Annotated in this window: 14 protein-coding genes, 2 tRNA genes and 3 rRNA genes; 6 read left to right on the top strand and 13 right to left on the bottom strand. The window is 57.3% G+C overall.

Going from position 1 to position 20,586, the window contains the following annotated elements; all coding sequences use genetic code 11:
• Positions 1-11: 11 nt before the first annotated feature.
• From OQH67_RS08405 to OQH67_RS08350, 12 genes are all read right to left on the bottom strand, one after another.
• Positions 12-881 carry a M23 family metallopeptidase gene (locus OQH67_RS08405; protein WP_215437167.1) on the bottom strand — a complete coding sequence of 290 codons (870 nt, stop codon included), beginning with the start codon at positions 879-881 and terminating at the stop codon, positions 12-14.
• Positions 882-928: 47 nt separating this feature from the next.
• Positions 929-1,810, bottom strand: a complete 882-nt coding sequence (locus OQH67_RS08400; RefSeq protein ID WP_215458989.1) for a sugar phosphate isomerase/epimerase family protein — start codon at positions 1,808-1,810, stop codon at positions 929-931.
• Positions 1,811-1,879: 69 nt separating this feature from the next.
• On the bottom strand, positions 1,880-2,668 hold the full coding sequence (gene panB / locus OQH67_RS08395) for a 3-methyl-2-oxobutanoate hydroxymethyltransferase (protein WP_215437172.1): 789 nt from the start codon (positions 2,666-2,668) through the stop codon (positions 1,880-1,882).
• 20 nt (positions 2,669-2,688) lie between these two features.
• Complete coding sequence (folK, locus tag OQH67_RS08390) at positions 2,689-3,198, bottom strand: 2-amino-4-hydroxy-6-hydroxymethyldihydropteridine diphosphokinase (protein ID WP_215437174.1); 510 nt, start codon at positions 3,196-3,198, stop codon at positions 2,689-2,691.
• A gap of 55 nt (positions 3,199-3,253) precedes the next feature.
• Positions 3,254-3,994, bottom strand: a complete 741-nt coding sequence (gene dapB, locus OQH67_RS08385; protein WP_215437176.1) for a 4-hydroxy-tetrahydrodipicolinate reductase — start codon at positions 3,992-3,994, stop codon at positions 3,254-3,256.
• A 12-nt stretch (positions 3,995-4,006) separates the two neighbouring features.
• Entirely contained in the window at positions 4,007-4,888 is an 882-nt protein-coding gene (dapA, locus tag OQH67_RS08380; protein ID WP_215437186.1) for a 4-hydroxy-tetrahydrodipicolinate synthase, read from the bottom strand.
• A 73-nt stretch (positions 4,889-4,961) separates the two neighbouring features.
• Positions 4,962-5,675, bottom strand: a complete 714-nt coding sequence (locus tag OQH67_RS08375) for an SDR family oxidoreductase (protein WP_215458988.1) — start codon at positions 5,673-5,675, stop codon at positions 4,962-4,964.
• 374 nt (positions 5,676-6,049) lie between these two features.
• Positions 6,050-6,165: ribosomal RNA gene (gene rrf / locus OQH67_RS08370) — 5S ribosomal RNA — on the bottom strand.
• Between the two features lie 255 nt (positions 6,166-6,420).
• A 23S ribosomal RNA gene (locus OQH67_RS08365) occupies positions 6,421-9,256 on the bottom strand.
• 210 nt (positions 9,257-9,466) lie between these two features.
• Positions 9,467-9,543, bottom strand: a tRNA-Ile gene (locus OQH67_RS08360).
• 106 nt (positions 9,544-9,649) lie between these two features.
• Positions 9,650-9,725, bottom strand: a tRNA-Ala gene (locus OQH67_RS08355).
• A gap of 174 nt (positions 9,726-9,899) precedes the next feature.
• Positions 9,900-11,411, bottom strand: a 16S ribosomal RNA gene (locus tag OQH67_RS08350).
• Together the 16S, 23S and 5S rRNA genes with 2 tRNA genes alongside form the textbook arrangement of a ribosomal RNA operon.
• Positions 11,412-12,037: 626 nt before the next feature.
• On the opposite strand from OQH67_RS08350, the gene OQH67_RS08345 reads away from it, so the two are divergent.
• Both OQH67_RS08345 and aroB read left to right on the top strand, forming a co-directional pair.
• A complete protein-coding gene (locus OQH67_RS08345; RefSeq protein WP_067571787.1) occupies positions 12,038-12,598 on the top strand; it encodes a hypothetical protein in 561 nt (186 codons plus the stop codon).
• A gap of 224 nt (positions 12,599-12,822) precedes the next feature.
• Positions 12,823-13,935 (top strand): 3-dehydroquinate synthase, encoded by a 1,113-nt coding sequence (gene aroB, locus OQH67_RS08340; protein WP_215435827.1) that lies wholly within the window; start codon positions 12,823-12,825, stop codon positions 13,933-13,935.
• Between the two features lie 108 nt (positions 13,936-14,043).
• Here aroB and OQH67_RS08335 read toward each other — a convergent pair whose 3' ends face one another.
• Complete coding sequence (locus tag OQH67_RS08335) at positions 14,044-14,460, bottom strand: hypothetical protein (protein WP_215435829.1); 417 nt, start codon at positions 14,458-14,460, stop codon at positions 14,044-14,046.
• 299 nt (positions 14,461-14,759) lie between these two features.
• Here OQH67_RS08335 and OQH67_RS08330 point away from each other — a divergent pair, with 299 nt between their 5' ends.
• From OQH67_RS08330 to OQH67_RS08315, 4 genes are all read left to right on the top strand, one after another.
• Positions 14,760-16,037: a Gfo/Idh/MocA family protein gene (locus tag OQH67_RS08330; RefSeq protein ID WP_215435831.1), complete on the top strand. Its 1,278-nt coding sequence runs from the start codon at positions 14,760-14,762 to the stop codon at positions 16,035-16,037.
• Positions 16,038-16,064: 27 nt separating this feature from the next.
• Positions 16,065-16,769 (top strand): cytochrome c3 family protein, encoded by a 705-nt coding sequence (locus OQH67_RS08325; protein WP_215435834.1) that lies wholly within the window; start codon positions 16,065-16,067, stop codon positions 16,767-16,769.
• Complete coding sequence (locus OQH67_RS08320) at positions 16,757-17,407, top strand: DUF6714 family protein (RefSeq protein WP_215435836.1); 651 nt, start codon at positions 16,757-16,759, stop codon at positions 17,405-17,407. The genes OQH67_RS08325 and OQH67_RS08320 overlap by 13 nt, the downstream gene beginning before the upstream one ends.
• Before the next feature lie 195 nt (positions 17,408-17,602).
• Complete coding sequence (locus tag OQH67_RS08315; RefSeq protein WP_215458944.1) at positions 17,603-20,560, top strand: 4Fe-4S dicluster domain-containing protein; 2,958 nt, start codon at positions 17,603-17,605, stop codon at positions 20,558-20,560.
• Positions 20,561-20,586 lie beyond the last annotated feature (26 nt).

Below are 20,586 nucleotides of genomic sequence, written 5' to 3'. Positions count from 1 at the left end.
GGCCTTTCCGGTTACGGAGAGGGTTCCAGGGCGCCTTCCTGCTGTTCCTTCGGCAGAATCTTGTCCAGCGCCTCCATGCTGTTGTCCCGGTAAAGGTTTTCCAGCAGTTTCTCCCAGCCGGCAGCCTGCTGAACATCCTTCAGGGCAATCACGGGGTCCGGAATCATCATCGCGGGGTCGGGAGCGTACTTTTCCAGCACCTCGTCCGGGTTGATCCGGTTGAACGTCGTCTTGCCATACCCCGGCATTCCCGCCTCATGGGCGATGGACTCAATCATTTCAAAATGCAGATGAGCCAGATAATTGCCGTGCGCCGTGCCCACGGTGCCGATCTGCTCCCCGCGGCCCACGATGGTTCCCAGAGGAATGTCGCTGATGGTTTTAAGATGCGCATACAGGCTCTGCACAAAACGGCCGTCCGGAAGCCGATGCAGCAGAACCACGACGTTTCCCCAGTCCGGAGACGGCTCCCCGGCATAAATCAGCAGCCCGCGCCCCGCGGCGCGCACCGGAAGCCCCTCATCCGTATTCTCTCCGCCAATCCCGTTCAAATCCTGTCCGGTATGCCTGCCGCCGCGCGCGGCATTCATGGCTCCGAATCCCTGGGCGGAATACGTAAACGCTCCGTTGTCATCCCCCAGCGGGGACACAAACACATCCGCCAGAGGGGCCTTGGCCAGTTCCTGGGGGGTCAGCAGAATCAGCCTGTAATCCACGGGAATGGGAGCGGACTGCGGAACATCCACGTCATAAATATTCTTGTACGCGCCCGCATCCGGACTGGCGGCGTCGCGGGCCTTGTACCAGGCAAACGCTGCAACCATCACCCCGGCCGTCACCAGCAGGCCCACAATGACGCGGGATGTCGTCTTGTCAATCATTGTTCCCACTCTATATGCAATGCACCGCGTTGACAATCACAAGATGGTTACTGCAACGTCTGCGGAAACCTGCTTTCCCACAATTCCCGCGCGGTCAGAATGTCCTCCGCGGCGGCTCTCCCCGAAAGTTCCCAGACAAGCGGCACGCCTGCGGGGAAAAAGGGCAAAAGGCGTTCAAAAGGCACCCCGCCCCCTATCAAGGGCACCTGGTGGTCGCGGGCCGGCCATTTGACGTCATTCACGTGCCCGCCGATCAAATGGGGAGATATACTGCGGATGAATTGTTCATGATTCAATAAGAGCAAATTGTGCTTCCGCTGAATATGCCCGAAATCATGCCAGTAACCGACAAACGGCTCTTCTGCAAACTCCCGCATCAGGTCCGCCATTTCATCCTCACTGGGAATCTGTTCATAATGGCTGCGGCCTTCGATGCCCAGTTTCACTCCGAACTCCGAGGCATGGGGCAATAACTGGCGGATGGCCTCGCGGGCGCGCTCTACATAAACGGGAGCGAGACGGTTGCGGCGCCTGACGAATTCCCCCTTGGTCCGGGCAAACTCCTCCGTGCCCACCAGCCCTTCCCTGGCCATGGTCTGCAGCCGGGTCGTATCCGTACGCTTCACCAGCGGTTCCACCGTCCCCATGTGCAAAACAATGTATCCGGCGCCCAGGGAGGCGCCCTGTTCAATGGACTTCTTCGTCAGCTCAATCGCCTTGCTGCGGACCTGGGGCAAATCCGCCGTAAACGGCCTGCTGTCCGGGGCATCCCCCACCTCGTCAATCGGAGCGGGAAAATAATTGTGAACGCCGGCAACGCGCACCTTGCCCGCTTCCACGGCTCTCATGATGCCCGGCAAAAGAGAAAGCTTGATGCCGTGGGAAAGTTCCACATGGTCAAACCCCAGGGAAAGGATCTCATCAATCATCTCCTCCCCGTCCTGATGGCGGTGGGAATTCCAGCATGTAGAAAAAACCAGCATAAAAATCGTCCAGGGCTAGGAGCCCGCAGTTCCGGGTTCCGTGTACACGTCCTTCATCCACTCCTTCACCGCCGTCGTCATACTTCCGGCCACGTCGGCGCGGGGCTTCACAAAGGCCGGGACAAACCACGGAAACGCCCCCACCAGGTCATGGATCACCACCACATCCCCGTCACAGGTATGCGCTCCGGAACCGATGCCCAAAGTAGGAACGGGAGAATGAGCCGTAATACGGCGCGCCACGGAGGGCGTAACGCCTTCCACCACCACGGAGCAGGCTCCGGCCTCCGCCACGGCCTGAACATCCTTCACCAGGGCGTCCGCCTCAGCAGCGGATTTCCCCTTGATCCTGTATCCCCCCTCTTCCAGAACTTTTTGAGGCAGCAGACCGATATGGCCCATCACGGGAATCCCCGCCTTCACAATGGCGCGTATCTTTTCCGCCTGGGAGGCGCCGCCTTCCAGCTTGACGGCATCCGCTCCGGCCCGGAACAGTTTTCCCGCGGTACGCACGGCGTCCTCCACCGTCTCATAAGTATGGATGGGCATATCCCCCACCAGCAGGGCGTTTTTTACGCCGCGCGCCGTGGCCTCCACATGGTGGACCATATGGTCCAGCGTCACGTGGGTGGTATCCGGAAAGCCCAGCTGGACCATTCCTACGGAATCCCCCACCAGGACGACATCCACGCCGGCCTCATCCAGCAGGCGTCCCGTGGGATAATCATAAGCGGTAACCAGCGTCACATGCCGCGTGCCCTTGCAGGCGCGGATGCGTTCCGCCTTTTCAACAGATTGATTCATGGCATTAATAAAAATGTTTTTTACCACTTTTCCGCAACAAGAAGCGGCTCCGTCTCCTCCGTCACAAGCTCTGCCAGCAGGCGGGAAACCGTTTTTTTCTGGAGCGGCAGGACCAGATCCGGCCTGATGTCGGAAAGCGGCTTCAGTACAAACTTCCTCAAATGGGCTCGCGGATGGGGCAGGATCAGGCGGGGGGGATCATTAATCACCAGGCCGCCTACGTAAATAATATCCACATCCGCCGTGCGGGGTTCGCATCTGATGCCGGAGCGCACGCGGCCCAGGGCGCGTTCTATCCCCTGGCAATGCACCAGCAGTTCTTCCACCGTTCCGGCCCAGGTAAACTCCACCACGGCATTCAAGTAATCATCGGAGCCATGGGGGCATCCCAAAGGGCTTGTTGCGTACAGGGAGGACTGCAAAAAGGGATCGTCGGACAAGGCCATCTGTGCCAGATGGTCCCGCGCCTTCACAATCAGGCTGTTCTTGTCTCCGAGGTTTGATCCCAGCGCAATACCGGCTCTTTTCATAGGTAACAAGGCACTCCGGCAGTCCAGATAAAGGGACGGCCGGAATGCCGGAAAATTACAGTTTGGACAAGCCCAGGACGTCTTCCATGTTATACAGTCTCGGCTCTTTTCCCTGAAGCCAGAGGGCGGCGCGCACTGCGCCGGAGGCAAACGTCATGCGGCTGGAAGCCTTGTGTGTAAGTTCCAGGCGTTCGCCGTCGGAAGCAAACACCACGGTGTGGTCTCCCACCACGTCTCCTCCCCGGAGGGAATGCATGCCGATTTCGTTGTCGGGCCGGGGCCCGACCAAACCGCTGCGGCCGAAAACGACGCTGTCTTCATAATTCCGGTCAATGGCGCCGGACAAAATTTCCGCCAGCGTACGGGCCGTGCCGGAAGGGGCGTCAATCTTGTGACGGTGGTGCATCTCCATCACCTCCATGTCGCAGCTGCCGCCCAGAATCTGCGCTGCCTTGCGCGTCAGCCAGAACAGGGTATTCACGCCGACGGAATAATTGGAGGCAAACACGATCGGAATGGAAGCGGCGGCATCCATGATCTCCTGCCGTTCCAGGTCCGTATGGCCCGTAGTTCCAATCACCACAGGCTTGTTGTTGGCCACAGCCTCCGCCAGCAGAGTGCTGGTAAAGCCATGATGGGAAAAATCAATGACCACATCGCACTTTGCCAGGGCGGGATACAGCTCCTGACCCTGGTCATGCGTGGCTCCCACACACGTTTCCGGATTCTGCGTGACCGCCTCCTGGACGGCCTGCCCCATGCGGCCTGAACTGCCTGTAACAAGAATGGAAATCATAAAGGTAAGATATTAAAGAATGTTAAAACGTTGAAGAAGGGCGGAAAGCTGCGCCGCCTTCTCCTCCGACAAAGGCACCAGGGGAAGACGCACGCCCGGCTGAATATCCCCTCTTAACGCCATGGCGCCCTTGATGGGGACGGGATTGGTATCCAGCGTCATGATCCCCTTCATGAGCGGGTAAAACGTCTTTTGCAGGGAAAGCATCTCCGCCATGTTCTTATCCAGGCCTGCTTTCACGATGGAATTCATGATGCCGGGAATCAAATTGGAAGAAACGGAAACAAGACCGCTGGCCCCGCAGGCCATGAAAGGCACCGTCAGGCCGTCATCACCGCACAAAATGGTGAAATCTTCCGGAACCACCTGCATCAGCTGGCTCACGCGGTCGACGTTCCCGCCGGCTTCCTTCACGCAGATGATATGCGGGCAATCCTTCGCAAGGCGTCCCACCGTTTCCACGGAAATTTCAATGCCGCAACGGCCGGGAATACTGTACAGCATGATCGGGAGCCTTGTGGCGTCCGCAATGGCCTTGAAATGCGCATAAACGCCTTCCTGGGAAGGCTTGTTGTAATACGGGCATACCTGAAGCGTTCCGTCCACGCCCATCTTTTCCGCCTCCTGCGTCATGTGGATGGCCTCCGCCGTGGAATTGGCTCCCGTGCCGGCAACCACCTGAATACGGCCGGCCGCACATTCCACAGCCAGTTCAATCACCCTCAAATGCTCTTTCACAGTCAACGTAGGGGATTCTCCCGTAGTACCTACGGCCACAATCCCGGCAACGCCGGCGGCCACCTGCTCTTCCACAAGCATCCTGAAAGCCTCTTCATCGACGCGGGCTCCGGCAAACGGAGTCACAATTGCTGTATAAAGACCTTGAAACTTCATAACCTTACTTGGAAACATACTATCCTAACAGACACTTTTTGTCACGACAGAATACAGAAATATGGCATGCGTGTCAGGCATCCAGAAACACCGTCCGGGAGCAGACAGAACAAAATTCCAGGTAGGACTTGAGAAAAAAGAGGGGCGTTTCCGGGCATACGCCGGGTCTCCGGACAGCCCTTCTTTCATTGACGACAATGTACTCCCGGTCAATATGCCTGCCTTCACTCCCGCACAGAAACAAAGCGGCCGCACAGGCGGAAGAAGCCAGTCGGGCATGGGAGAAACGCTGAAAAACAGGTCGGTGAATCACCACCTGGTTCATCCTGACATCTCTCCGGGCCAAGTCATCCTCCATCCGGGAAGCATCTTCCCTCCACCGCCGTTTCATTTTTCTTCCGGAACAGGAAACCATATTGACGATCACGGCGCCGGAAACGAAAGCATGCTCCAGCAAAACGGACAGGCGGGCGCGTGCGGAACAATGCAGTCCCCGGACTGCAACCGCAGCATCTTCACAATTGATCAAATAATCGACACGCCCATACAGGGTATGCACCAGCCCCGCAAAGGAAGCCAGATCGGAAGAACGGCTCAAACATCCCGACATGGCAAAGTGATTATCCCCCGGAAGGCAGTCAACCACCCGGGAAGACCGTTCACCGGCCTCATGCATCATGGCAACCGCAGTTCCCTGGCAGGCAAACGCCCTGGCGGCCAAGCATCCTATATTGCCGGAGTTTCCCAAAATGACGGCAACAGGTTTCTGAATAATATGGGATTTCATACACCGCTATTTTGGAGAAGGCACGGCTTGCGTCAATATCTGCCCCCTACTTAAAGCGTTAAGAAAGAAAAGTGAAGAGTTAAGAAAACATTACGCCAGGTGTTTTCTTGCAGAGAGGATGCTGCATGCAGAGCTGGTTATCTGGTTTACAATTCTTTAAAGAACTTTAATGGACATATTGGCCGTAATGGTGCCGACATCAAACTCTCTTTGTCCCTTAAGTTTCCGGAGCCCCCTCTGTCCATTAAGTTTACCGTGTCCCTTAGGTCCATTGAGTCCATTAATATCTTAATGGCATGTTTAAATGGGTTGTTTTCAAGAAAAAGAACAAGCCCCTGGAGTTGTTTAAACTCCAGGGGCTTGATGGTAAAAAATCCCGGCGGCGACCTACTCTTGCGGGACCTATCGTCCGACTACCATTGGCGCGGCAGCGTTTCACTTCCGGGTTCGGAACGGGACCGGGTGGGACCACTGCGCTCTGGCCACCGGGCTTCAGGGGGGAGCTTCTCTGTTGGGAGGGGCTTCATCCTGCCTGCCCGGCGCCCTTGTTAGGGGTGCTTTTTTGGGGGGGATTTTTTTAGTGTTTGTTGTGTGGCAAGGAGATTTTCTTCCTGTTTAAGGTGAATGTGTTATTGGGAAGGGGGTCAGCGTAAACTGACATCTGCGTGGCTGGTGGTGTTATTTCATGCATATGGTGAATAGGACATTTGGTAAGTTGTATTCACGATTGGGAGTGTGATGTAATATGATGAAGTCTATCGGTGATTAGTATCGCTTGGCTCAATACATTGCTGCACTTACACCTGCGACCTATCGACGTGGTGGTCTTCCACGAACCTATAGGGAAAACTCATCTTGGGATGGGCTTGGCGCTTAGATGCTTTCAGCGCTTATCCCTTCCGCACTTAGCTACTCGGCCATGCACTTGACAGTACAACCGATGCACCAGTGGTGCGTCAGACCCGGTCCTCTCGTACTAAGGTCTGAACCCCTCAATTTTCCAACGCCCACAGAGGATAGAGGACCGAACTGTCTCGCGACGTTCTGAACCCAGCTCGCGTGCCGCTTTAACCGGCGAACAGCCGGACCCTTGGGACCTTCTCCAGCCCCAGGATGCGACGAGCCGACATCGAGGTGCCAAACCACGCCGTCGATATGAACTCTTGGGCGTGATCAGCCTGTTATCCCTAAGGTACCTTTTATCCGTTGAGCGACGGCAATTCCACTTTCTACCGCCGGATCACTTGGGCCTGCTTTCGCATCTGCTCGACTTGTTGGTCTCACAGTTAGGCGGGCTTATGCCCATGCACTCGACACCCGGTTGCCAACCGGGCTGAGCCCACCTTCGCGCTCCTCCGTTACTCTTTGGGAGGATACCGCCCCAGTAAAACTGACCGGCTGACACGGTCCTCTGGCCGGATTCACGGCTCAGGGTTAGATCCTCCAGTTTCAAAGGGTGGTGTCTCATTGATGACTCGGATGCCCCCTAAAGGGCATCTTCAGCGTCTCCCACTTACTCTGAGCATTAAAACCGAAGAAACAATGACAGCTTACAGTTAAGGTCTATAGGGTCTTTCCGTCCTTCTGCGGGTAGGCGGCATCTTCACCGCCACTACAATTTCACTGAGCGCCTGGTTGAGACAGTGCCCAACTCGTTTCACGATTCGTGCAGGTCGGAACTTACCCGACAAGGAATTTCGCTACCTTAGGACCGTTATAGTTACGGCCGACATTCACCGGGACTTGGGTTCAGAGCTTCGCCTTGCGGCTAACCCCTTGCCTTAATCTTTCGGCATTGGTCACGTGTCACACCCTATACTTCGACTTGCGTCTTTGCAGAGTGCTGTGTTTTTGATAAACAGTCGGTTGGGCCATTTCTCTGCGGCCTGCATCGCTGCAGGCACCCCTTCTTCCGAAGTTACGGGGCTAATTTGCCGAGTTCCTTAACCAGGTTTCACTCTTACGCCTTGGTATATTCTACCCACCCACCTGTGTCGGTTTGCGGTACGGGTCGCTTAGCATACGCTGGGGCTTTTCTTGGCACTCGATTTGATGATGCGCTGGGTCCGTGGACCCAGCTCGGAATTCAATAACCTGGTCATCTCTTCTCATGCGTCCCCCCAGTTTAAGGGTCGCGAGCTCAGGATTATTAACCTGATATCCATCGCCTACGCCTCTCGGCCTCGGCTTAGGTCCCGGCTAACCCAGGGACGAAACACGTTGCCCTGGAAACCTCGGGTTTACGGCGGCCGGGGATTTCACCCGGCTTTACGTTACTCATGTCTGCATACTCACTTGCATGCGCTCCAGGGTCAGTCGCCATCACCCTTCAATGCGCATGCAACGCTCTTCTACCACTCTGCCTTGCGGCAAAGTCCAGAGCTTCGGTATAACGCTTGATCGCCAATCATTTTCGGCGCAGGATCACTCGATGAGTAAGCTATTACGCATTTTTTAAATGGTGGCTGCTTCTAAGCCAACATCCTCACTGTCTGTGTAATCCCACATCCTTTCCACTCAGCGTTATTTAGGCACCTTAGCTGCTGGTCTGGGTTGTTTCCCTCTCGACAATGAAGCTTATCCCCCACTGTCTCACTGCCACGTTCCATTGCACGGTATTCGGAGTTTGATAAGGTTTGGTAAGCGGGTGTGCCCCCTAGCCTTGTCAGTGCTCTACCCCCGCGCATCAGCACGTGACGCTGCACCTAAATGCATTTCGAAGAGAACCAGCTATCACGGGGTTTGATTAGCCTTTCACTCCTACCCTCAGCTCATCAGAGAACTTTTCAACGTTCACCTGTTCGGTCCTCCACATGGTTTTACCCATGCTTCAACCTGGCCAAGGGTAGGTCACCTCCGCTTCGGGTCCAGTACCTGCGACTTAATGCGCCCTATTCGGACTTGCTTTCGCTGCGACTCCGGGCCGGAAGCCCTTAGTCTTGCCACAAACACTGACTCGCAGACTCATTAAACAAAAGGCACGCCATCGCAGATTGCTCTGCTCTGACACTTTGTAGACATACGGTTTCAGGTTCTATTTCACTCCGCTCACAGCGGTTCTTTTCACCTTTCCCTCGCGGTACTTGTTCACTATCGGTCGCCAACTAGTATTTAGCCTTGCGCGGTGGTCCGCGCTGATTCATACATCGTTCCACGTGTGATGTATTACTCAGGATACCACTAATTCCCACTCTGGATTTCGTCTACAGGGCTTTCACCTTCTATGGCCAGCCTTTCCAGACTGTTCTACTATCCACTATGGTCGAATATGTCGTGGTCCTACAACCCCGAAGGAGTACCTTCGGTTTGGGCTCCATCCGCTTTCGCTCGCCACTACTTACGGAATCGATTTCTCTTTCTTTTCCTCCGCTTACTGAGATGTTTCACTTCAGCGGGTATTGCGTTTCATACCCTATGTATTCAGGTATGAACGACCAGGTATTACCCCAGTCAGGTTACCCCATTCGGACACCCCCGGATCATCGCTTGCTTGCAGCTTCCCGAGGTTTTTCGCAGCTTGCCGCGTCCTTCTTCGCCTGTTGGCACCAAGGCATTCACCGTACGCCCTTACTTACTTCATCATATTGCAAAAGTTTTTTACCACTCCTACAATACCACAAAGCCCTTTCGTGACTTACTGTATTGTCTTTTTATCTTGGTATGCATGTTTTTGTGTTGTTGTAGTTGTTGTTATTCAACTACCCACTTGTTGGAAAGCGATTGCTTCTCAGCAATCGTTTTCTTTGCCACGCAGATGTCAATTTTCGTCTTCCTTCCAATAAGCAATTTCTTGGTGGGCCTGACAGGACTTGAACCTGTGACCCCGCGCTTATCAAGCGCGTGCTCTAACCAACTGAGCTACAGGCCCGGCTTGGGTCTCTTGCAGTTGATAGGGAATAGGTAACAGTTAATAGTTAACAAGTAATGGTTAATAGTTAACAGTTCTTTTCCTCTTTCAACCCGCTTACCGAAACTGGTGGAGGCACGGGGACTCGAACCCCGGACATCCAGCTTGCAAAGCTGGCGCTCTACCAACTGAGCTATACCCCCAGTTGCGGTTCTTTCTGAAAAAAAGGCCGTGACGCACGTCGTACCGGCTCCGCTCAAAGGCGAGCCTGCTTTACACATCTTGTTGTAGTTCGTTGCGCTCCCTCGCGAGATACGCTTTCTCATCCCTCGGGACGAGAGCCGACCTATGCAGTCAATGCTGCACTTACTCCATAGAAAGGAGGTGATCCAGCCGCAGGTTCCCCTACGGCTACCTTGTTACGACTTCATCCCAGTTACCAGTCTCACCTTAGGACCCTGCCTCCTTGCGGTTGGCTTCAGATACTTCGGGTGCGACCGGCTTCCATGATGTGACGGGCGGTGTGTACAAGACCCGGGAACGTATTCACGGCGCCGTAGCTGATGCGCCATTACTAGCGATTCCGGCTTCGTGTAGGCGGGTTGCAGCCTACAGTCCGAACTGGGCCCAGTTTTCAGGATTTCCTCCGCCTCGCGGCTTCGGCCCCCTCTGTACTGGGCATTGTAGTACGTGTGCAGCCCTGGGCATAAGGGCCATACTGACCTGACGTCGTCCCCACCTTCCTCCCAGTTGATCTGGGCAGTCTCGCCAGAGTCCCCGACATTACTCGATGGTAACTGGCAACAGGGGTTGCGCTCGTTGCTGGACTTAACCAAACATCTCACGACACGAGCTGACGACGGCCATGCAGCACCTGTGTAACGCCTCCGAAGAGTCGCATGCTTTCACATGTTGTTCATTACATGTCAAGCCCAGGTAAGGTTCTTCGCGTTGCATCGAATTAAGCCACATACTCCACCGCTTGTGCGGGTCCCCGTCAATTTCTTTGAGTTTTAATCTTGCGACCGTACTCCCCAGGCGGCACGCTTAACGCGTTAGCTCCGGCACGCAGGGGGTCGATTCCCCGCACACCAAGCGTGCACCGTTTACTGCCAGGACTACAGGGGTATCTAATCCCTTTCGCTCCCCTGGCCTTCGTGCCTCAGCGTCAGTTAATGTCCAGGAACCCGCCTTCGCCACGAGTGTTCCTCTCGATATCTACGCATTTCACTGCTACACCGAGAATTCCGGTTCCCCCTCCATTACTCTAGTCTCGCAGTATCATGTGCAATCCAGGGGTTGAGCCCCTGCCTTTCACACACGACTTACGAAACAGCCTACGCACGCTTTACGCCCAGTGATTCCGAACAACGCTTGAGACCTCTGTATTACCGCGGCTGCTGGCACAGAGTTAGCCGTCTCTTCCTCTTGTGGTACTATCTTTTTAATTTGCTCCCACATGACAGGGGTTTACAATCCGAAGACCTTCATTCCCCCACGCGGCGTCGCACCATCAGGGTTGCCCCCATTGTGAATGATTCTCGACTGCTGCCACCCGTAGGTGTCTGGACCGTGTCTCAGTTCCAGTGTGGCCGGACATCCTCTCAGACCGGCTACCCGTCATCGCCTTGGTGAGCCGTTACCTCACCAACTAACTAATAGGCCGCGAGCCCATCTCCTAGCGCATTGCTGCTTTGATCTTTCAATCGTATGCGGTATTAATCCCGGTTTCCCAGGGCTATCCCCCACTAAGAGGCAGGTTACTCACGTGTTACTCACCCGTGCGCCACTAGAGAATTATTAGCAAGCTAGCAATTCTCCCGTTCGACTTGCATGTCTTATCCACGCCGCCAGCGTTCGTTCTGAGCCAGAATCAAACTCTCCATCAAATATAATTTTTGAAATTGCTGGACCAAATGGAATCTCTCGATTTCATTTGCGCCATGCTTCGCAAGCTCTTCACTCGGGTTTGTCTCCCTCATGCCTCTTCGCTTATACCAGCACGGCGCGCGTCACGACCTTTTTTCCTTCCCTTGCTTCTACCAACCCTACCCTCTCAGAGCTAGGTCGCTCCTTCAAGCCGGTACTCCTCCGGGCGATTCTCATCGCTCAAAGGACGGCCCTGCGTAGGGTTCGGTAGTCATTCCCTTGAAAATCTTCTTATCGGCGCTCTCTATCTAAAAAAGCTTCCTGCAGACGGCCGGCTTCCCTTCCCATCGATCCCCTCTCCGGGTCCCTCAGGGCCGTTGGCCTTTCGTACTGCCGCCGTGTTGGCGTGCCGAGAAGTCTACCAAAACATACTTATTTGTCAATATATTTTGAACCGTTTTTTCATACTTCCTGTCAACATTTTCATAATACACTGATTATGAATAAAATAATTTTTCAATTTTTTTGAACGTTTTTTCAACCGACCTGCGTGCAAGCTGACAAAATGACTGCCGGGGGTGAATTTGCCATCTCTTCAAAAGCCCGTGGCATGAACATTCACCCTCCGTTTCTTGTCTAATCGCGCATGAAGCATCAGGAAATCCACTTGCCAACGCCCGACCCGGAGCATCCCTATGCCGGGGACGGACGTTACCGCTTTCCGGATATCAACGGCATGAACCTGCTGGGAGACAATGTTTCCCTGCCGCCCATCATGCCCAAGAGCTTTCATATCATGCTCACCGTCTTTCATCCGGAAGCGCTGTACAGCATGAAAACATGGCTTCCCTTCTGCGAAGACCTGCACAAGCAGTACAAGCACACGCCCACTCCGGTGGAATACAGGATTTTGCTGGTTCTCCAGCCTCCTCCCATAGAAGGGGACGTTCCGGCCTTCACCCAGGCCCTGGGCGATATTCCCGATTTTTACATGAAGACCAATTCCCTGATCTCCTATTACGACCAGGCTTTTGTCCGCAGAAGGCTTTCCCTCCACAAAAAGGCGGAAACGGCCATCGTCCTGCTGGACGGCAACGGCAATATCATCTGGAAAGACGACGGGACGTTCAATCCCACCCGTGCCGAACATTTACAGGTGATTCTGGACACGCTTTCCCCGCTGGCGCCAAAGACAAAAACGCATTAGGGAACGGAAGTCCCTCCTCCTGCGTTCCGGCTCTCCGTCCCTGAACGGCGCGGATTACTCCATTTGCCGGCGTTCCGCACGGGAAGTTTGCGCCGCCGTTCATTTCTTTGCAGACCATTCCGGAAGAACCTGCCAGGAATTTGGGGAACGCGGAAGAGGTGTCTTCTTCGTTTCATCTTCACTTTCCGTTTGTGCTTCCATCCGGAATGCTCCATACTGGCCGCATGCCTACCATTTCGCTAGCTCTTGGAGAGCGTTCTTATGATATTCATGTGGAAAACGGCGCTCTGGACCGCGTAGGGGAGTTTGCCTACCGTGCGGGGCTGGACGGCAAAATAGCGATTGTCACGGACACGAACGTGGCCCCTCTGTACGCGGAGCGCGTGAGGAAATCCCTGGAAAGCGCGGGCTTCATGCCCAGCCTGCACGTCGTGGATGCGGGAGAAGCGTCCAAAAGCATGCAGCAGGCGGAAGAGTTGTGTTCCGAACTGGTGCGGGCAGGCATTGACCGCACCGGCTGCATAGCCGCACTGGGCGGGGGGGTGGTCGGGGACCTGGCCGGATTCGTGGCCGCCATTCATTACCGGGGCATTCCCTTCATGCAGATTCCCACGACGATCGTCGCGCAGGTGGACAGTTCCGTGGGCGGCAAAACCGCCGTCAACATTCCGGAAGGCAAAAATCTGGTCGGGGCCTTTCACCAGCCGTCCGTCGTCGTCATTGATCCCACCACCCTGGTGACGCTGGACCGCCGCACCCTGGCGGAAGGACTGGCGGAAGCCGTCAAGCATGCCGCCATCAGGGACGCCTCCATGCTCCATGACCTGAAACGCCTGGGACCGGAACTTTCCATCGGTTTTTCCCTGGATACCATTGCCAGGCTGCCGGACCTGATTGCGCGGAATGTGGCCATCAAGGCCCGCATCGTGGAACATGACGAACTGGAAACCCAGGGCATCCGCGCCCTGCTCAACTTCGGCCACACGATCGGCCACGGCATTGAGGCGGCCGTTCCCTACGGAACCATCCTGCACGGGGAAGCCGTCGCGCTGGGCATGCGTGCGGCCCTGTTCCTGAGCGAGCGGAAAGCGGGACTAAGCGCGTCGGACGCCAAGAAAATACTCTCCGCCCTTCAGGCGCTGGACCTGCCCCTGACCCTTCCGGAAGGAATGGATACGGAACTGGTGCTCGACAAAACAGCCTCCGACAAGAAATTCCGTGCCGGAGCCATCCGCTTCGTCCTGCTCACGAAGGCGGGGGAAGCCGGCATTTCCAAAAAAATCACGCGGGAAGACATGGCGGAAGCCATTGAAGAACTGCGCCGCCCCCTGACCTAATGAGTTCTCTCTCCGCTGCCGAACGGCGGCATATCCGCACTTTTCCGGTATTCCGGCGCGACCTGCCCATGAAAAGGGGAAAGGCGTTTTCCACGGCGTCTCCCCCCCCTATTTCCCCGGTTCGTCCGGAGTGGGTTCAAAGCCGTCCACATCCAGCGGAACGCTGCCCGTATATTCCCCGGTGTCAAACTTGATCGTCTTCAGCGCGTCTTCCAGATCCAGAGAGCCGTAGCATTCCCGGCTGGCAAAGCGGAGCATTTCATTCATGATGCTTACGCTTTCCTCATGCGGCATATCCTTGGGCAACCTGGCGGCCAATTCCCTAATTTTTCCGGCATTGGCATTCGCCGTCGCCTGGTCCTTGACCACCAGCATCACCGCCAGCATTTCCTCGCCGGGCGTCCTGGGAACGGCTTGTTCCTGGGAGGAGGCTTCAGGGGCCTGTTCCTGTTTTTTCCCGCCGTCGCAGGAAACGAGGGCCAGCGCCGCCAGAAATAATGCAGAAGGAATGAGAAGCTGTTTCATAGACTATTTTTGATGGAGAAGCCGGAGGCCTCATTGGAGGTCATCATGGGCAAAGCGGATTCAGGAGTCAAACCAGTTTTTCATTCCCCGGGAATGTTTTTTAGACAAAATTTTCCGCCATGCGCGCTTAGCCTGATGAACGGGAGAGTGTCCCGTTCAACCCAATAGCCAGAATAGTGCATTCATTGGTTTCCTGTAGTAGACGCAATTTCCGCCGGCGGAGGTTGCGTCTACTTTTTGCGTCACCGTTTGAATACAGCGTTTGATTCCGTCAAACGTCTCCGTATAATCTGATTGAGATGGGCGCCCCGATCTGGAACAGACGCAATTTTCTGAAGACTGCCGCAGGAACCGCAGGATTCCTGATGGCCGCGCCGTATGTAAACGCCGCCGAACCTTTCACAGACGCCAGGCCCCTGAAAGTGGGGCTGGTGGGCTGCGGCGGCCGTGGGCTGGGAGCCATGAAAAACGCGCTGGACGCCGATCCGGGCACGGTGGTATGGGCCCTGGCGGACGTATTCGAGGAACGGACCGTCTTCGGCGCCAGGCTGCTCACGGAACAATACGGCCCCCGCATGCAGGCGGACAAGAGCCGCATGTTCCACGGCCTGGACGGCTACAGAAAACTCCTCCAGACGGACATTGACGTGGTCCTCCTCTGCACCCCTCCCGCCTTCCGTCCGGAACATCTGGCCGCGGCTATTGACGCCAACAAGCACATTTACGCGGAAAAACCTGTGGCCGTGGACGTACCCGGCGTACTTTCCGTGCTGGAATCCGCCCGCCTCGCCAAACTTAAAAACCTGGTCATTCTGGACGGCTTCTGCTGGCGTTACGACAAGGCGAACGAGGAAGCCCACCGCAAGCTGGCCTCCGGAGAACTCGGCCGGGTGCTTTCCTTTGACGGATTGTATTATACTACTCCTCCCAAGTCCCCGCTGGCGCTGGATTCCCGCCCCGCCACCGACACGGACGTGGCCTGGGCCCTCCGCAACTGGACCGCCTGGAACTGGCTGAGCGGAGGCCAGTTCGTGGAGCAAATCGTCCATACCATCGACGGCATGGTCTGGTCCATGAACGAACAGCTTCCGCTGGCCGCCTTCGGCTCCGGAGGCCGCGCCCAGCGCCGGGACGACGGTGACGTCTGGGACCATTACGACGTTTATTTCGAATACGACCACAACGTGGTGGGCCACATTTCATGCCGGCAGTGGGTCGGCTGCCACGGAGAGATCACGGACCGGACGGTCTGTGAAAAAGGCATGCTGGTCACGCCCTACCGCCCGCACATCCAGGCGGACAAGCGCTGGCGCTTCCGCGGAGAACGGGGCAACATGTACGCGGACACCCACGTGGCCTTTTACCGCTTTCTGCGCTCCGGCACCTGGACGCAAACGCTGGAAAGCGCGGCCAACAAAACGCTGGTGGCCATCCTGGGGCGGGAAGCGGCCCACACCGGGCAGCGCATCACCTGGGAACAGATCAAAAAGAACACCGCTAGGCTGGTGCCGGAAGACCTGACGATGGACACGCCATTGCCGCCCGCCCGCATCCCGCGGCCGGGAAGAACGGCCTGACCTCCGCCGCCCCCCTCTCTACGCACCATGGCCAACATCTTTCCACCCCATGCCAACAGACGGTTTTACGGCATCATCGCGCTGGGCATGCTCGTTCTCGCCCTGATTCTGGGAGGGGTGTATTATCTCAACTTTTACGTAAAGGAGCATACCCCTGTGCAGCCCGTGCGCTTTTCCCACAAATTGCACGCCGGGGACCTGAAGATGGGGTGCACGTCCTGCCACGCCGCCGCGTTGCGTTCCCCGCGGGCCGGCATTCCTGACACCAAATCCTGCCTGGGCTGCCATCAGCACATCCTGCCGAACAGCCCGCTCATCGCCCCCCTGCGCGCGGCGGCTGATCCGCAATTCCCCGGCTATACGGGAGAGCCGGTACGCTGGGTCATGGTCAACCGCCTTTCCGGCCACGCCTATTTCAACCACATGGCCCACCTGAACCGCGGCATCGGCTGCACATCCTGCCATGAGGATGCGGCAGGAATGGAAGTGATGAAGGCGCCCCGTGACGCCCGCATGCGCTGGTGTCTGGACTGCCACCGCAACCCCGTTCCCCACCTGCGCCCGCTGGAGGAAGCGGCCAGTTCCCACTATTCCGCCGCGGACTATCTCCGCACCCACTCCGTCCATGACGAGGAAGGCCGCCGCATCGGCACGCAGCACCAGCTTGGCGAATACCTGAAACGGCAATGGAAAATCCAGCCAAAAACGGACTGCTCCACATGCCACCATTGACCGCCGTCTCCTGGGGAACGCCCGGAAACATGACTTTCCAGTCACGTACCCTTCCTTCTCCGCTATGGCGGAACACCGCACCGTTCCTGTATCATGCCCCCATGGAACTATCCCTGGACATCATTTACGACAGCGAACCGGAACAGGCGGCGGCGCATGTTCTGGCGTATTTCCGGCAGGAATTCGCCAAGCCCCTTCCCCCGCCCAAATCCCTTTTACGCGACGAAAAAGCCCTGATGGAACAAATTGACGCCGCCTTTGACGGCGTCACGCTGGAAGACGGCATCGGGCTCATGACCACGCAGCTCCTGGACATGTACGCCCCCAGAGAAGTATGTGCTGCCGTCGCCCCCTGTGAAGAACGCAGCGACTGGCGCCGCATCACGCCCGCCATGGTCCGGGCATGCTGGGACGCCCTGATTTTTACCGATCCCAAGGGATACCGCTTTCTCCTGCCCGCATGGCTGACGCTGGACCTCCGCGGCCAGCTTGGAGATTTTGATGCCCTGGACTACTTGCCCCTGCTTCCGGAAAACTGCGGCATTTACGAATCCCAGGCCGTCCTGCTGAATGACCGGCAGCTTGAGGCCGTGATCAACTTCATCGAATACCGCCAGCGAGAGGATTGCAGCCCCTGAACTTTCCCTTCATAACTCCGGACGACGAAAACAGGCGGCATTCACCGCTTGATTTCGCCCCCCGGATTTCCTAAAAAAAGCCGTTCCCATTCATCAATCATCCACGCCTACCACAATTTGACTCCGCAGCCGCCATTCCTCCGGAACGATGTTCCGCATGACCATCCCGCCTTTCTTCCGGAAGAAGAACGGGAAATGTCCCGCCGTTCCTTCATGAAATGGATGGGGGCCGGAGCGGCCCTGATGGGCCTGGCGCTGCCCGCCTGCCGCCGCGTGGAAAAATACCTGGTGCCCTACAACGAAGGGCCGGAATGGTCCGTTCCCGGCGTGGAAACGGCCTACGCCACTTGCCTGTCCCTGGGGGGAAGCGCCCGGCCCGTCCTGGCGGCATGTTATGAAGGCAGGCCCGTCAAGCTGCTGCCCTCCCTGCAATACCCGGAAGGCCCCGGCCTGCCGGCCGCGGTGCAGGCCTCCATTCTGGACCTTTACGATCCCGGACGCAGCAGGCACATTCTCTTCAACGGGAAACAGGCGTCGGAAGACGAATTCCGCGGGGCTTTTTCCTCATGGTCACGCAATTTGAGGGATGGCGGCCGCATCGGCATCCTTCTGCCTCCCTCGGACTCTCCGCTGCTGCACTCCATGCTGGAGGAAATCAGGAGGAAGAACCCCCATGTCCGTACCTACGCGTACTCCCCCGTTCCCGCCCCCGGCGACGCCATGCAGGCGGTCCTGCCGGACGGCATCCGCTTCCGCATCCGCTTCGCGCGCGCCAGACGCATCTTGGCTCTGGACTGCGACTTCCTGCATGAAAACCCGTACGGCAACACGCGGGAATTCATCGCGGCCCGCTCTCCGGAAGGGCTGAACTACAAGGAAGACAACCGGAACCGCACGCGTCTTTACGCGGCGGAAGGCCGCGTTTCCCTCACGGGAGCCCATGCCGACCACCGCCTTCCCATATCTCCGGCACGCCTGGGCGTCTTTCTGGAAGAACTGGACTTTTACATCCGCCAAAAAAAATCCTCCAACCCTGTTGCCGGAAAAACTCGCATTTCCGCCCTTCCCCTGACAAACCGGGAACAGGAATGGCTGAAGCACTGTGCGGAGGACTTGTGCAGCCATCCGGGGGAAAGCGTGGTCCTTCTGGGAGAATCCCGCCCGGAACTGGCGCTCCGCGTCTGGCAAATCAACGAACTTCTCGGAGCCATCGGCCCGTGCATCCAGCTTCTGGACGCACCCGCCGCACCAGCCCCCGGAACCCTGGACGACTTCCTCCGTGACGTGAAACGGAAAAACGTGGACATCGCCCTGCTGCTGGACGCCGGAAATCCCGTGCTGGACGCCAGAGAAGGGACCGCCCTGGCCGCCGCCCTGAGCCGGATGGAAAGCATCCACCTGGGCCTGTACGAAGACGAAACCTCACAGGCCTGCCGCTGGCACCTGCCCGCGGCCCATCCCCTGGAATCATGGGGAATTGAACGGGACTGCCGCGGAAGGTTCTGCTACCGCCAGCCCGTCATCCTGCCCCTGTACGGCGGCATCTCCACGGAAGAAATCCTCTCCGGCCTGCTCTCCACCAAAGGGCACCTCATCACGGCGGACAACTCCCCCTCCCACCTTTCCCCTGTTTACCACCGGGCGCGCAAGTGCTTTGAACGCGCCGTCAATCCGGAGGACAAGACCGCCGCATGGACGCAAGCCCTGCAGCGCGGCTACTCGGAAGAAACCGCCTACGCCTCCCTGCCGCCGCAGGAGGAAGCACGGCAGGCAAAGGCCCTGGCCGCGGCCTCTCTGCCGGACGCGTCCGACTATGGAAAATTTCTTCAGGAAAAGGACATGCTGGAACTGCAATTCCTTCCGGACTACTGCATCGGGGACGGCCGCTGGAAACGCAACGCCTGGATGCAGGAATGCCCGGACCCCGTCACGGGCGCAAGCTGGGCGGCGTCCGCACAGGTCTCTCCCTCCACCTTCCGCAAGCTGGGCGGCAAAGACTCCTCTCCAGCCCGCTGCGTCCTCCACTCCCCGCAGGGACGGACGGAAGCCCTTCTGTGCCCCATTCCCGGCGTGGCGGACGGCCTGATCGTCTTCCCGCTGGGGTACGGCGGCCTAAACCCTTCCGCAGATGGGCAGGAACATTCCGACGGATACGCCCTGAGGAATCGCACCGCTTACTATCTGCCCCCCATTGCCGCCAAACCTGAAAACGGAAACACCATATCTGAAGAAACGCCTATCCTTTCCGGCTACGGAATCTCCCTGTCTCAGATAAGCCTGAGCCCCTTGCCGGAACGGACAGAAGCCGTTCAAAGCCCGGTCGTCCAGCCCACCCCGTTCGCGCAAATCTCCGCCGGCTCCCTCTCCCCTCCTTTTACCTCCCCCGGAGCGGACACCGTTTACCAATGGAAAATGGCCATTGACACGTCACGGTGCATCGGCTGCAACGCGTGCATGGTCGCCTGCCGGGCGGAAAACAACATTCCCGTAGTAGGCCGCGACCAGATGGCGAAAGGGCGGGCCCTGGACTGGATACGCATCGACAGGTACTTCACGGACACGGGAGCCATGACCGCCATTCCCGTGGCCTGCCAGCAATGCGGCAAGGCGCCGTGCGAATCCGTCTGCCCGGTCAACGCCACCGTCCACACCACGGAAGGGCTTAATGCCATGGTGTACGCACGATGCTGGGGCACGCGGTACTGCGCCACCAACTGCCCGTACAAGGCGCGTCGCTTCAACTTCTTCGACTACGCCAAGGCATCGGACGAAGCCACGCACCTTCAGCGCAACCCGAATGTGACGGTCCGCTCCCGCGGCGTCATGGAGAAATGCACCTATTGCGTCCAGATGGTGGAGCGCGCCAAAATCCGGCACAAATCCCGTCTGATGAAGGAACATCCCGGGGAGCCCTCCACCTCCATCCGCATCACGGACAAAGACCTCCTTCTGCCGGACGGAGCGGCTCAGACTGCCTGCCAGCTTGCCTGCCCCATGGGGGCAATCACCTTCGGCAACATGTTGGACCCGTCATCGACCGTTTTCCAGGCCAAATCCCTGCCGCGCCATATGAATCTGCTCCCTTCTCTGGGAACGGAATCGGGCACCGGATACCTAGTCCCTGCACGCAATCCCAATCCCCGCATGGAGTAAAGGAAGGGGGAAACTCATCTTCATCC

The sequence above is a fragment of the Akkermansia biwaensis genome, assembly GCF_026072915.1.
Taxonomy (GTDB): domain Bacteria; phylum Verrucomicrobiota; class Verrucomicrobiia; order Verrucomicrobiales; family Akkermansiaceae; genus Akkermansia; species Akkermansia biwaensis.
Note: the sequence above shows the minus strand (reverse complement) of the source record. Positions and strands in the feature narration are given on the sequence as shown.